This is a genomic window from Undibacterium sp. 5I1 (assembly GCF_034314085.1).
Classification (GTDB): Bacteria; Pseudomonadota; Gammaproteobacteria; order Burkholderiales; family Burkholderiaceae_D; genus Undibacterium.
Genome location: NZ_JAVIWI010000001.1, coordinates 2,785,484 through 2,799,231, shown reverse-complemented (window position 1 = coordinate 2,799,231; position 13,748 = coordinate 2,785,484). Strand labels below are relative to the sequence as shown.

The window sequence follows — 13,748 nt, the reverse complement described above, 5'->3', positions numbered from 1 at the left end:
AGAAATGATGTCCGATCCATCATCTAGCCCGGTAATAACGGGCAGGTGATGGATGTTGCGTGATGAGATTTGGTTGGCGCGTAGCCGTTTCACACAGCGGATTTTAAATATACTCCTTCCGGGTATATTTAAGATGTCCAATTTTTTAATGGACAAAAGGCCGATTTATAATAAAAATTATGGGAGTATATATAATGACTCTGAAATTTTTGGGCGTAAAATATCTAAATTCTGTATGCAGCCAGGTACGTGTATCGCCACCAACGCTTGCTCAACATTAACACGATTTTCAGGATAGTCAAAACTGAGGAATTGTTGGTTTCAGTCCGTCATCTCTATAAATTCGTAATCGCAAGTACTTTCAGATATTAAATAATTTTCTGTGTTTTCATACCTGACGTAGCTGCGATTGCGCAATCGTATCAACATGAATCTACTTTCAATATCTTGACTAACATCGACATGCGTGCGATTACGCTGCGCTAATCGCACCTACGATCTTTGGCAGGTAGCGCTTTCACACCAGCTAAATCAACCTACTTGCTTCACCGCCGCTTTCGACGCAGTCATATAATCCTTCTCACATAAATGTCCTATCAGTGTGCGGTGCGGTGGCAGGTTTGCCAGTGCGCGTTGTGACATCTGGGCGATCATCTGGAACTCTTTTTTTGCTTCTTCAAAGCGTGGGTAAGAGGCTGCGTTGGCATTGAGTTTGGTCTGAAATTCCATTCCATACAGCACGTATTGCCAGCTGGATGGTGGGTACATTTCGAGGTCGATGATAAAGTCCAGGCGGTGGGGCGGGCGACAGCGCCACATTGCGAGTTTTTCTTTTAGCGTGTCGGGGATTGATGCGGAATTGGTGTTATCCGTCCAGAATGTGCTGTCGGTGCGCTGGCTCAGGCAGTAGTGCATTTTGACAAAATCGACCACGCGTTCGTAGCGTTCTTTCATTTGGTGATTGAATAATTTAGCGACGGGCTCCAGGTCGCCGTTGAACGGGAACAGGTAACTGACCAGATAGGCGGCGGTTTCGACCAGGCCAATGCCTGAGGCCTCCAGAGGTTCTAAAAATCCGCCTGACAAGCCGACTGCGACACAGTTTTTTACCCACTGTGCTTCTCGATAACCGACATTGAGTTTGAGTGATCTTGGTGTCAAATTCTCGTTCCCTGCGCCGATGTAGTTACGCAATACTTGTTCTGCTCGGGTATCGTCGGTATGGCGGCTGGAGTACACATAGCCAACACCGCGGCGCTGTTGTAAGCCGATGTCCCAGATCCAGCCTGCCTCTTTGGCGGTAGAAATTGTATAGGAGGGGATTGCTGTATCGGCTTGTGGATAAGGCACTTGCACTGCCAGCGCGCGATCGGCAAACAGGACATCATCTACCTTATGAAATGGTGAGCCTAAAGCCTCGCCGATCAGCCTGGCTCTGAAGCCTGTGCAGTCGATATACAGGTCGGCTGTTAGCCTGCCAGCCTCTTGTGTGACGATGGCGCTAATGGCGCCATTAGCGTTCAGTTCGACCTGCTCAACATTGGCCAGGATATGTTTTACTCCCAGCGATTTTCCGTGCTCGCACAGCAGAGTGGCAAAGCGTCCCGCGTCGAAGTGATAGGCATAATTCATCGGACCTAAAAAGTCGCCGTCGTCCATACGCTTAGGTGCATGCGAGGCATCAGCGACACGCTTTTGCATGGTCGCCGCTTCGGCAAAAGGTACTCCCGCACCTGCGGCACCTTGCAACCAGTAGGGTAGTAATTCGGGACCGCCAGCACGCTGGCTGGGTAAGCTGAATGGATGAAAATAATGATCGATGCCTGCTGCACCTTGTGGCCGTACCCAATCTACAAATTTAATACCTTGTTTAAAGGTCGCGTTGCATTCCCGTACAAACCGCGCTTCATCAATACCAATCGCTGCCAGCGTGCCGCGTATCGAGGGGAAGGTGCCTTCGCCGACGCCGATAATGCCGATTTCTTTGGATTCCACCAGCGTGATTTGTACGCTCTCACCCGAGGTAGCACCAACAGATTTGGCGAGAAATGCCGCAGTTAACCAGCCAGCGGTACCGCCGCCTACGATTAAAACTTGTTTGATCGGGTTCATGACGTAGCCTAAGAGTTGGAAGGTGGAGGTAATTATCAAGTCTTGTAATTGTTTAGCAGCAACATCACAAAAGGCAACAATCGCACATTGAAAACAAATGATTTGGTTTTTTTAATTGACTTTGATATTAAATAATCGCTATTATGAAATCGGTTTCAAAATATGAAATCGGTTTCAAAACATAATTCTAACATCATCGCATTCATGCAGATGAAATGAACCTAGCACAGGAGACATATGAAAATCCGTACCCCCACGTCCCGAAAAATCTCGGGCTCACCTATCCATTTAGCTGTTCTCACCTTGCTAGCGGGCATTAACTCTGCTCACGCGCAAGTTGCGCAGCCCGTTGCCCCAGTTGCTCCGGCAGCAGATTCTGCTGCGATTGCAGAGGTTATTGTCACAGGTACCAAGCGCGCTACGTCCTTGCAGCGCACGCCGGTAGCGATTACGGCGATCAACGCTGCTGCACTCGATGATGCGCATGTACAAACGATACAAGATGTCGTCAATCTGGTACCTGGCTTCCAGGCGACTACGCAGGGCGATCACGGTGTCATCACCATGACCTTGCGCGGTGTTGGTAACGATAGTGCCAAGACAGAATACGCCGATCCAGAAGTCGCTACTTTTGTGAATGGCATTTACTCACCACGCCCGGAAGGCGCAACCTCGTTGCTGTTTGATCTGGATGCGATTGAAGTATTGCGCGGTCCACAAGGTACTTTGTGGGGGCGTAACTCCTCCGTTGGTGCAGTGAATATGCAGACGGTCAAGCCAGTGCTGGGCGACCATTCAGGCAATTTTGAAACTGGTGTTGGCAGCTACAATCGTTTCGGCGTGCGCGGTGCTTTTAATATTCCACTCAACGACACGATGGCCTTGCGGGTAGCAGTAGTGCATGAGCAGCATGATGGTTATGTTGATTATCAGAATGCGCCGAATCCTCCTTTAGCCAGCCAACAAGCTGCCTATATTGCTGGTGGCGGAACGTTGAGCACGTTCCAGCCGATCAATTCCAATTTGTTTATTCAAAATGGTTCTGCTAAAAAATACGGTGCACAAGATCAGACCGCTGCGCGCCTGAGCTTGTTGTGGAAGCTGACGCCTAATCTGAAGTGGGATGTCTCTTACGAAAAATACATGGATCGCGGTACGCCAAACATGAATCTGATGCAAACTCCGCGTCCGGGTCAGGATTTTTGGTCTGCATTGATTGATACGGCGCCGTCCGTCCACCGCGATACAGATTCGTTCCGCAGTCGTCTGGATTATGCGATTGGCGACAGCATGTCCTTGGCCTATATTGCAGGGTACTCACGCTTCAGCGGATCATCGACCTTTGATCAGGATGGCGGTGCCAGTGTACCGACCAGCTTCAACACTGGTGCGACCTATCAGGCCGACAATACCGTATCGTCGCACTATGTGAATTACAGCCACGAAGTCGAATTGCAATCCGTCGGTAAAAAAGACGTCGACTGGTTATTAGGGTTGTACTACGCCGCAGAAACCAACGATATCCGCTTTGATATTCCTATCTTTAACGGTACGCAACAAGGCACGGTTGGCTGGCAGGGTTCGTTTATTCAACCAAAAGAAACAGTTGAATCGAAAGCTGCTTTTGGTCAGGCGACCTGGAATGTGAACGATAGTTTGCACCTGACGGGCGGTATCCGTTACACCGCAGACTACCGTACTAACGTTGGCGGTCGCGGTTATGGCTGGGCGTATGATGGCGCACCGCAAATTCCGGTGAACCCAAGTGTGAATCCAGCGGCGCCTGGTTCTGGTTTTGGTGTCCCTAGTCAAAACGATGGTACTTTTAGCGGCAATAAAACCACCGCCCTAGCACGAGTTGGTTATGACATTGATCGCAACAACATGGTCTATGCCAGCATTTCTACTGGCTATAAATCAGGCGGTCTGCAAGACGGTGGTAAACCATACGGCGCTGAGACTTTGACCAATTATGAGCTGGGCTCCAAGAGCACTTTCTTAGGCGGCACGGTCAAGATGAATAATGCGCTGTTCTATGAAAACTTTAAGGGTTTCCAATTCAGCGCGCCAGTAACCAACCCAGATGGCAGCCATTCTCTAGTGACATCCAACGCCGATGGCGCCAAGATTTATGGCTTTGAATCTGAAATCGCCGCTAGGTTGACCCCCGCCGATAAAGTCCAGTTATCTCTTGCAATCACCCGTACTGAGCTGGGACACTTAATCGGCGGCAGTAACGATTACGTTTTGCCTGTCTGTGCTGTCCCGGGTATCAGCAACTGTTTAGATGTGACCGGTAATGAGATGCCGCATGCGCCTAAGTTCTCTGCGCAAGCTCAGTATCAACATACGTTTAACATGGTAAATGGTGCTACCTTGACGCCGCGCATCAGCATGCATTACGAGACCGCAAGCTGGCTTAGTGTATTTAATCTCGGTGATGGCGATAAACAAAAATCCTACACAAGAACTGATTTGGGTTTGCGTTACGCATCAGGCAAGGCTTGGTACTTTGATGCCTTCGTTCGTAACGTAGAAAATTCCAACATCAAAACCAGTGCGCAAAATAGCTTTGGCGGTGTGTGGCAATCGCAATATCTGCCACCACGTACTTTTGGTATTAACGCTGGCGTAGAGTTTTAAATTTTTTAGTTCGTCTTGCTACCTCTGGTAGTTCAATGCCCTCGTTCTTCACCAAGGATGAGGGTTTTTTTATTTAAAACTTACGCGAGATTGTCCCAACTCCGTAGTAGTAACTCGCCTGACTAAAGTGCTGTCGTCGTATCCATATTCAAAAGGGGCAGGGCGTCATTCCGGTATGGTTTTAGCCGGAATCCAACGACGGTTGTTGAGTCATTTCCCTGACTTGAAAACGATAATGCTGATTATCAGGATAGCGACACGGGATTCCGGCTGAGACCATGCCGGAATGACATAAAAAAGCAATGCGTTACTAACAAAAGAATCAACAATATTTAATCTAAATATGTCATGTTGATATATATACTCATGGTATGTATATATTAGTCGTCCATATAATCATTGGACAACAAGGCATATTGTTAAAAAATAATGGGGAGTATATTTAATTACTCTGCTAAATATCCCTTAACTGACTTTAACTTAAAGCGTAATTTTGAAGCAGTATTTGATCCCATCTTTGATCCCATCTTTGATCCAATATTTCATTCTGTTGTCGATGTAATTTGTGCTGCTCTTCCCCCAATATGACGATAATAAAATCATGAGCGTGACTGAAATTTTTTTGATCGCAATGGCGATTATTTTTACCGTACCTTACCTGATCTGGCGCGTGGGCAGAACTGATTATTGGGCGCCCTTAGTCGTAGTGCAGATCATCACCGGCATCATCTTGGGGCCAGGCGTATTGGGTGCAGCTTTCCCCGACTATTATCAATTTGTATTTAACCCGCAGGTGACCTCTGCGCTGAACGGAATTGCCTGGTGGGCGGTGATGGTATTTGTGATGATTGCTGGCGTTGAGTTAGATCTTAAAAAAATGTGGCGTTACAAACGAGAGAGCGCGATAACTTCCGGGCTTGCACTTGGTATGCCGCTATTGTTCGGCTGTGTCGCTGCAGTCTGTTTACTCAATCTGAGCCAAGGCTGGATGGGAACTAAAGCCACTACCTGGCAATTTGTCCTTGGCATAGGCATGGCTTGCGCAGTGACGGCATTACCTATTTTGATTTTGCTGATGGAAAAACTGGCAATCTTACGACAGCCCATCGGGCAACGAATTTTGCGTTATGCCAGCCTGGATGATGTCGCGATCTGGGGCGTGCTGGCATTGATTTTGTTGGACTGGACGAGAGTCGGGCGGCAAGTTTTATTTTTAGCTGGATTTGCGTTGGCGAGCTATCTATTCCGCCGTTTGATGCGCAAGCTACCAGAGAGTGATCGCTGGTATGTTGCCTTTATCTGGCTGGCGGTGTGTGCTTATTTTGCCGACTGGTCTGGTTTGCATTTTATGGTCGGCGCGTTTTTGGCGGGCATGGTGATGGATAGTGACTGGTTTGATCAGGCCGACATGGATAAGCTGCGTCATTTTGTATTGATGATTATGATGCCGGTATTTTTCTTGAGTACCGGCTTACGGACTAACTGGCAGCTCGGTGGAACGACCGTATTTATCGCAGCAGGCTTATTGCTGCTGGCATCGGTAACGGGCAAGCTGGCAGGCATTCACATTGCCGGAAAAATCCTTCAATGGGAAAAAGGTGAGGCATCGATCATAGGCTGGTTATTGCAAACCAAAGCGCTGATTATGATTATTTTTGCGAATGTATTACTGGATAAACAAATCATTACCAGCGAAACGTTCACCGCGCTGTTGATGATGGCTGTTGCCAGTACTATGCTGACGGTACCGATGGTGGCGCCTCAACTGCAAAAAATGAAGGCATTGATTTTTCGGGTAACGTAATGAAATTGATAGCGTCAATATCTGTATGACTTTATCCAAATACGGTTGAACATATACATCATAAAAATAGGCAAAGAAATTAGTTTTTCTTTGCCTATTTAATTTTTTAAAACTAAGCGTTTAGCGAAGATTTTTTCACCGGCCGCTAGACTTTATTCAGCTCGGGATAAACGCTGAGTCCCTACAAAATCGCGATACCAAAGTGCGCTGTCTTTGAGCGTTCGCTCTTGTGTGTCGTAGTCTACATACACCAAGCCAAAACGCTTGGCGTAGCCGGAGTTCCACTCAAAGTTATCCAGCAAACTCCAGTAAAAATACCCTTGGACATTGACACCTTGCGCTATCGCTTTTTGCAAGGCGTTCAGATGCAAGCGAACGTAGTCTATGCGTGCTTGGTCATGAATTTTCCCATCAACTATTTGATCAGCAACGGCCATCCCGTTTTCAGTAATATAAATTGGTGGTAAGTCTTTATATTCTTCGTTTAGTTGTAATAGCAAGTCAGTCAGACCATCAGGATAAATTTCCCATCCCATGTCGGTAAAACCTAATTTTCCTTCCGGTTTTTTAGGCGGATTATCCGTACTGATAAAAGAACGGAAATAATAATTGACACCTAAAAAATCGATGGCTTGCTGAATGTCTGCCATGTCATTAGCGTGCACGTCAAACTTGCTCATGTCCATGCGATCAAGCGCTTTTTGCGGGTACCGACCTTTAAAAATCGGATCCATAAACCATTGCACCGAGCGAGCGTATTCCCATTCTGCCTCGGCTATATCGGCGGCTGAGCCGGTTGCTGGCATGGCCGTCCATTGGTTTAAAACGATACCTAATTTTGCGGAACTACCGATCTTTTGCAGAGCTTGACGCATCGCTTTCATCGCCCATCCATGCGATAACAATAGGTGATGAGAAACCTGAATTGATGTAGCGGTATCTGCAATGCCGGGCGCAAACTGCCCATTACCAAAACCCAGATTAGCAGTACACCAAGGTTCATTATGAGTAGCGATGGTGGCTACCCGGTTGCCAAAGCGACGCGCTACTTCTGCCGCATAGTCAGCAAAACGGGCAGGGGTGTCACGACGGAGCCAGCCGCCCTGATCTTGCAAACCTTGCGGTAAATCCCAGTGATACAAAGTCACATGCGCCAGAATATTTTTCTCGGCCAGTCTGGCGATCAGATTGGAATAAAACTCAAAGCCTTTTTCATTCCATGCGCCATAGCCCAAAGGCTGCACACGTGACCAAGAGATAGAGAAGCGATATGCGCTGACATTGAGCGAGGCGATGATGTCGATGTCTTCGGCATAGCGATGATAATGGTCACAAGCGACGTCGCCGGTACTGCCATCGATGATCTTGCCCGGTGTATGGGTAAAGGTGTCCCAGATAGAGGGCCCGCGTCCGTCAACGGCGGCAGCACCTTCAATTTGGTAGGCGCTGGTTGCCACACCCCAGGTAAATGCGGGAGAAAATTCTGTTGCTGAGTCGTGATTTTGCATGTGTGGGTCTCATCTATTTCTTTTGTTTGAAATCGTTTTCACGAGTGCTTAGAATTTAACATTGAGGATATCGCCTGTCAATCAACAATCTTTATTTTCATTGCGTTTTTTGGAGGGCGCTGAACTGCAGTGAAAGCTTTCATCTTGAAGCTGCGGTCAGAGGGGAACGGATGGGGAAGATGGTTTTATTTGTGATGAGTTGATCAATTCATAAAACCTTGAATAATCCATGTTATTCTCGCTACGAAAAGCTTTTCACAGGCTTACCTAGATATTCATCATTAATTCATCGTTAATTCATCGTCAATTCGCATAGTTGAGAAGGCACACGTGGTCGAGAAACAAATCAATACCGATTCGGATAACAATGCTTCAAGCAATAATCCCGTGACTTTGATGGATGTGGCGCGTCAGGCGGGCGTTTCGCCCAGCACGGTGTCACGGATTCTGAATGGCACTGCCAAAGTCTCTGCAGATAAACGTAAAGCAGTAGAAACCGCCATTGAGCAGATGCACTTTGAGCCAAACCAACTGGCACAAAGCCTTAAAAGCGGTCGCTCGATGACGATCGGTATCGTCGTACAAGATATTTCCAGTCCGTTTTTTGATGAGACCTTACGCGGTGTTGATGATGGTTTAAAAGGAACTGGTTATGCCTCCGTGATCGTCAGTGGGCATTGGGATGCGCAAGAAGAGGCAGCCCGGATTAAGTTATTGCTGGCGCGCAAAGTGGATGGGATTATTTTGCTGTCAGGGCATATTGCGGATAAAGATGTGCTGCATTTTTCACATCAAAAGCCCATCGTCGCGACGGGGCGCGCATTGCAAAGCGAGACGGCGATTGGATTTAAGCTAGACAATGAAAACGGTGCCTACCTTGCTGTGCGCCATTTAATTGAGTTAGGACATCGCCGCATTGCCTTCGTCACTGGCCCTGCCGATAACTCTGATGCCAGCGAACGGTTGCTCGGATACCAGCGCGCACTCAAAAGCGCCAATCTGGAATTTGATGCGAACCTGGTGGTTGAAGGCGATTTCCATGAGGCCAGCGGTTTAGTGGCAGTCAATCGTCTGTTTGATACTCAGCAGCAGTTTAGCGCTGTGTTCGCCGCGAATGACCAGATTGCCTATGGTGTACGGCTTAGCTTGTACCGCAAAGGGATACGGGTGCCGGATGATATCTCCCTGATCGGCTTCGATGATTTGCCCGGCTCGCTTTACACTACACCGCCGTTGACGACGATACATCAGCCTTTGTATGACATGGGATTACTGGCAACGACCACTTTACTCGGGCTGATCAGTGGTAAAAAAGTGGATGTAGAGCTGCCCAAGTTGGAATTGATTGTCAGAGAAACTACACGTCGCTTCAGATGATGTCGCTACTTTATGATATTCTTGATACAAAAAAGAGCTAAAAATCAGGCTTAAATTTGGTCTGAACTGGCATCGAAGTTTGGGACTGATCTATATTTGCTGTATCCTATAGTATTGAAACAACGGCTTTAAGCCCACTATGCAAGAGCACTCTAGTAGCGTCAGACCATCTGACGTTAAACCCCACAGGTCATTATTTGAACGTTTGACCGCACTGATTTCCCCCGAACCTGAGAACCGCGCTGAATTGCTGGAAGTTCTGCATGACGCGCAAGAACGTAATCTGATTGATGCCGATGCACTGGCAATGATCGAAGGTGTGTTCCAGGTGTCTGATCTAGCTGCACGCGACATCATGGTGCCGCGTTCCCAGATGGACGTGATTGATATTTCTAAACCGATAGCAGAATGGATGCCCGAAGTCTTATCGACGGCGCATTCCCGCTTCCCTGCGGTGGAAGGCGATAGAGATAAAGTGGTTGGTGTGCTATTGGCAAAAGATTTGTTGCGGTACTACGCAGAAGAGTCTTTTGATGTCCGGGTGATGTTGCGTCCGGTGGTGTATATCCCGGAATCCAAGCGCCTGAATATTTTGTTGCGGGATTTTCGCGCTAATCGCAATCACATGGCAATGGTGGTGGATGAATACGGTGGCGTTGCAGGTCTGATTACGATTGAGGATGTGCTGGAGCAAATTGTCGGCGATATTGAAGACGAGTATGACTTCAATGAAGAAGAAGACAATATCATCGTCCTCGATAATAACGGCGACGGCGTGCGCTGGCGTGTGAAAGGCTTGACCGAGATTGAACAGTTTAATACCGCGCTGGGTACCGATTTTTCAGACAAAGTAGTCGATACCATCGGCGGCTTGGTCACCAATCATCTGGAGCGCGTGCCGCATAAGGGCGAAGAATTTAATATTGGCAATCTGCATTTTGAAGTCTTGCGCGCCGATGCCCGTCAGGTGCAGATGTTGTTAGTCGAAAAACGGTCTTTGGTGCAGACTGATGATGATTGAATCCATCGTTCATCGTTGGATCCATAGAATTGTTTTCTGTCGCCCAGCTCGTACTCATTTGCAGATTCTCTGATCTTGTTTTCATTTCATTCCCCTCCATTTCGTTCATCCATCTTGCTGGCTTTGCTGGCAGGTGGTTTGAACGTATTCTCTTTTGCTCCCTATCATTTGTGGCCACTTCAGATCATCAGTCTCTCAATGATTTTTTGTTTGAGCTATTCCGCCAGTACATGGACTTTGCGACGCCAGTGGATGCTGGGTTGGGCATATAGTTTTTCCTGGATGTTTTGGGGTGTGCGCTGGTTGATGGTGGCGATGACTGATGCGGGCGGTATGCCGTGGTTGCTGGCATTGGCGGCAGTCGCTTTGTTTGCCGCTTATTTGGCTTTGTACGCCGGTCTGGCCTTGTCGCTGGCTCATTACCTACGCAAGCGTTGGCAGCTATCATTGGTCGCATCCTTGCTATTCGTGCTGCCATCGCTTTGGAGTTTGTCGGAGTTGCTACGCGGCTGGATATTTACCGGCTTCCCGTGGCTGGTGTCGGGCTACGCACATACCGCGAGCCCCTTGGCTGGCTATGCTGCCGTCTTGGGCGTGTATGGATTGGGATGGTTGAATGCTTTAATCGCAGGCGCCGTGGTTTTATTTATGCTTAAAAAATCCTGGTGGCCTGTATTGCTTGCTGGCGTTGCCTGCCTATTTTTAGTCGGCATCGGTCTGCGAGTCGTGGCATGGACGCAGCCATCCGGTAACCAGATCAGCGTCAGTTTATTACAAGGTAATGTAGCGCAAGATATCAAATTTGATCCGGAACATGTGAATGATTCGCTGCGCTTGTATCACGACATGATATTGACTGCGCCAGCCGATTTGGTAGCGACACCAGAGACCGCCTTACCGGTATTGTCTAGCCAATTACCACCGGATTATTTGCCGACGTTAAATGCTTTTACACAAAACACTGACAGTCATCTGGTGATTGGTTTGGGGGTCTATGACGGCGGCGATAAATACACCAATAGCGTTTTAGGCTTGTCGCGCCAGCATGCGGTACGCGGCTATCGTTATGACAAACATCATCTGGTGCCGTTTGGTGAATTTGTTCCGTTTGGTTTTAAATGGTTTGTGAATCTGATGCAGATTCCGCTGGGTGATTTTTTTGCTGGCAATGTTTTGCAAGAAGCCATGCAGGTAAAAGATCAATGGGTGTTGCCCAATATTTGTTATGAAGATTTGTTTGGTGAGGAAATCGCACACCAATTGTCAGCAGCGTCGCATAGCCCATCCATATTATTAAATGTATCTAATATTGCCTGGTACGGTGATTCGATTTCTATCCCGCAGCATTTGCAGATATCGCAAATGCGGGTGCTAGAAACCGGGCGGCCCATGCTGCGTTCTACCAACACCGGTGCCACGGCGGTGATTGATGCACAGGGGATTGTGACTGCTCAGTTAAAGCCTTTAACCAAAGACATCTTGCGTGCCAAAGTACAAGGTACCAGCGGCCTGACGCCGTATGTGCGTTGGGGCAATGCAGGTATTCTTGCTCTCATCATCTTGAGTCTACTGGCGGCGTATTTTATGTCACGGAAAAAAGCGCAATTCTGATTTGAGTTTGAATTCAATTCCTTATTCCATAGCCGCGACCTTTAAAATAGTGTCACTGCGTTTTGTGACAGCGCATCGGCTTCTGCATTTTTTTTGCGGGGAATCCAGATCAAACGAATATCAGTAAATTTCGCTATCAGTTGCTTGGCTTGTTCGCACTGCTCTTGCAGTGTTGAACATGCAGGCAAGTGCACGATGTTTTTCTTGCTGTGGGTGTGGTCGGCGTTGACGCTGTCTATCACCGTGCGGCTGTCTCCAAACACAACAAGTTTGGCAGGGCGCTGTTCTAACGCGCATGCTAATACTGCGTTTAGCGCATAGAACTCTGCCTCGTTACTATCACCGTAGCCCATCGCCCGGCTGATTTCTATCTTTATTCCTGATGGGCTGACTACGACGCCACCGATACCAATTTTGCCCGGATTGGGATGTGCTGAACCATCAAAATAGGCCTGCCAGGTGTCAGCACCCAGTCCGTTGACAGCGCAGTTGCTTTGCTTATTACTTTGCGCATTACTTTTCTTGTGTTGGGCTAATTTTTCAGCCTGTAGTTGTTGACGTACGATATGGCGAGCACGAATTTTTTCCTGCTCTAATAATCGTGCAGCGATGAGATTTTCTAAGCCTTTTTCACCTGCAATGTTGAACAGGATTTTTTCTAAAGCGTGCTCTTGCGCCTGTTCCAGACTTTTTGATTCAGCGAAGTTGGCTTTTGCTAAGCGCTGGCTTTTTGCCAGTTCTGCTTTAAACGCAATAGCAAGAAGTTGATCATGTGTAGGCATATTGCGAGATTTATTTGTTTTGAAAATTGGCTTAGTTTGGCACCATGAATATAGTAGTCACCATACTTAGCAAGTGTGCCATCATTTGTAAGATGCGTACTTAAAAAAGAATTTTGGAGCACATAATGACCTACAAAGAAAACACCAACGATAGCGCCGCTTTTCTACCCGTCGGCATGATTGCCAATGCAGGCACTTATGGACAAGCGATAGAAATGGCAGCAGTGCGAAAACATAGCGCTGATGCTGATGCTGGCTCTGATAGTGCAGGCTGGGCACCGTTTCATTACGAGAAAATTTCTGAGACAGAGTATGTCTGTACTGGTGGATCCGCGATCGGTAGCGGCGGCTACAAAAAATGGCCAGAGCCGCATACGACTGTGGTCGTTTCTATCTCAGAGATTGAACATGCTCTGAGCTTGTTATTAGAAGATGTGCAAGATAAAGAGGACGTCATTGCAGAGATGACGGCGCCAGGCAGTTTTGCATCAAGCCAATCTGCCAAGGTCAGCTCGCCTCAATTATCCAGTCCATCGGAACCCACAACTCAGCCAAAATACTTAACCGTCGTGCTGCAATTACCCAATGATAAAGAAGGGCAGCAGCGGATTAAAGAGGCTTTCAAAATCGATGAATTATTCTTTGGCGCGTTGGTGACATCCATTTCTACCCGTGCACCAAACTGAATTATCCTAGAAACGGCAGTTGGACGAGTCTGAGTGTGCATTTTTTCGGTTTCCCAGCAAGGCGAGACGAGGCGCAAGCTTCACGTTGCAACGAGGAGCAACGCAGCTGGGGAGCCGAAAAAGTGTGCGATCAGATTCGTAGCGTTCTCACCAAAACGGTGATGGTGAAAACACGGACGTGAGTCAATTTAATCAACAACTTAT

9 protein-coding genes are annotated in these 13,748 nt (G+C 47.7%); 6 read left to right on the top strand and 3 right to left on the bottom strand.

What is annotated here, in order from left to right:
* Positions 1–531: 531 nt before the first annotated feature.
* Positions 532–2,112: a tryptophan halogenase family protein gene (locus RGU72_RS12305; protein ID WP_322120006.1), complete on the bottom strand. Its 1,581-nt coding sequence runs from the start codon at positions 2,110–2,112 to the stop codon at positions 532–534.
* A 237-nt stretch (positions 2,113–2,349) separates the two neighbouring features.
* Between RGU72_RS12305 and RGU72_RS12300 the strand changes: the two genes are divergently transcribed.
* Positions 2,350–4,755, top strand: coding sequence for a TonB-dependent receptor (locus RGU72_RS12300; protein ID WP_322120005.1), 2,406 nt, complete (start codon positions 2,350–2,352; stop codon positions 4,753–4,755).
* 601 nt (positions 4,756–5,356) lie between these two features.
* Positions 5,357–6,559: a cation:proton antiporter gene (locus RGU72_RS12295; protein WP_322120004.1), complete on the top strand. Its 1,203-nt coding sequence runs from the start codon at positions 5,357–5,359 to the stop codon at positions 6,557–6,559.
* A 152-nt stretch (positions 6,560–6,711) separates the two neighbouring features.
* Here the strand turns inward: RGU72_RS12295 and RGU72_RS12290 are convergent, their stop codons facing one another.
* Positions 6,712–8,067: a GH1 family beta-glucosidase gene (locus tag RGU72_RS12290; RefSeq protein ID WP_322120003.1), complete on the bottom strand. Its 1,356-nt coding sequence runs from the start codon at positions 8,065–8,067 to the stop codon at positions 6,712–6,714.
* Positions 8,068–8,397: 330 nt separating this feature from the next.
* On the opposite strand from RGU72_RS12290, the gene RGU72_RS12285 reads away from it, so the two are divergent.
* The 3 genes from RGU72_RS12285 (at position 8,398) to lnt (ending at position 12,076) form a co-directional block, all read left to right on the top strand.
* Entirely contained in the window at positions 8,398–9,444 is a 1,047-nt protein-coding gene (locus RGU72_RS12285) for a LacI family DNA-binding transcriptional regulator (protein WP_322120002.1), read from the top strand.
* 139 nt (positions 9,445–9,583) lie between these two features.
* Positions 9,584–10,465: an HlyC/CorC family transporter gene (locus RGU72_RS12280; protein WP_322120001.1), complete on the top strand. Its 882-nt coding sequence runs from the start codon at positions 9,584–9,586 to the stop codon at positions 10,463–10,465.
* A gap of 75 nt (positions 10,466–10,540) precedes the next feature.
* Positions 10,541–12,076, top strand: coding sequence for an apolipoprotein N-acyltransferase (gene lnt / locus RGU72_RS12275; RefSeq protein ID WP_322120000.1), 1,536 nt, complete (start codon positions 10,541–10,543; stop codon positions 12,074–12,076).
* 41 nt (positions 12,077–12,117) lie between these two features.
* Here the strand turns inward: lnt and RGU72_RS12270 are convergent, their stop codons facing one another.
* Positions 12,118–12,858, bottom strand: a complete 741-nt coding sequence (locus tag RGU72_RS12270; RefSeq protein ID WP_322119999.1) for a ribonuclease HI family protein — start codon at positions 12,856–12,858, stop codon at positions 12,118–12,120.
* A gap of 125 nt (positions 12,859–12,983) precedes the next feature.
* Here RGU72_RS12270 and RGU72_RS12265 point away from each other — a divergent pair, with 125 nt between their 5' ends.
* On the top strand, positions 12,984–13,544 hold the full coding sequence (locus tag RGU72_RS12265; protein ID WP_322119998.1) for a hypothetical protein: 561 nt from the start codon (positions 12,984–12,986) through the stop codon (positions 13,542–13,544).
* Positions 13,545–13,748 lie beyond the last annotated feature (204 nt).

Coding starts and splice junctions, on each gene's coding strand:
- RGU72_RS12280 (WP_322120001.1), top strand. CDS start 9,584: ATGCAAGAGCACTCTAGTAGCGTCAGACCATCTGACGTTAAACCCCAC.
- RGU72_RS12265 (WP_322119998.1), top strand. CDS start 12,984: ATGACCTACAAAGAAAACACCAACGATAGCGCCGCTTTTCTACCCGTC.
- RGU72_RS12270 (WP_322119999.1), bottom strand. CDS start 12,858: ATGCCTACACATGATCAACTTCTTGCTATTGCGTTTAAAGCAGAACTG.
- RGU72_RS12295 (WP_322120004.1), top strand. CDS start 5,357: ATGAGCGTGACTGAAATTTTTTTGATCGCAATGGCGATTATTTTTACC.
- RGU72_RS12300 (WP_322120005.1), top strand. CDS start 2,350: ATGAAAATCCGTACCCCCACGTCCCGAAAAATCTCGGGCTCACCTATC.
- RGU72_RS12290 (WP_322120003.1), bottom strand. CDS start 8,067: ATGCAAAATCACGACTCAGCAACAGAATTTTCTCCCGCATTTACCTGG.
- RGU72_RS12305 (WP_322120006.1), bottom strand. CDS start 2,112: ATGAACCCGATCAAACAAGTTTTAATCGTAGGCGGCGGTACCGCTGGC.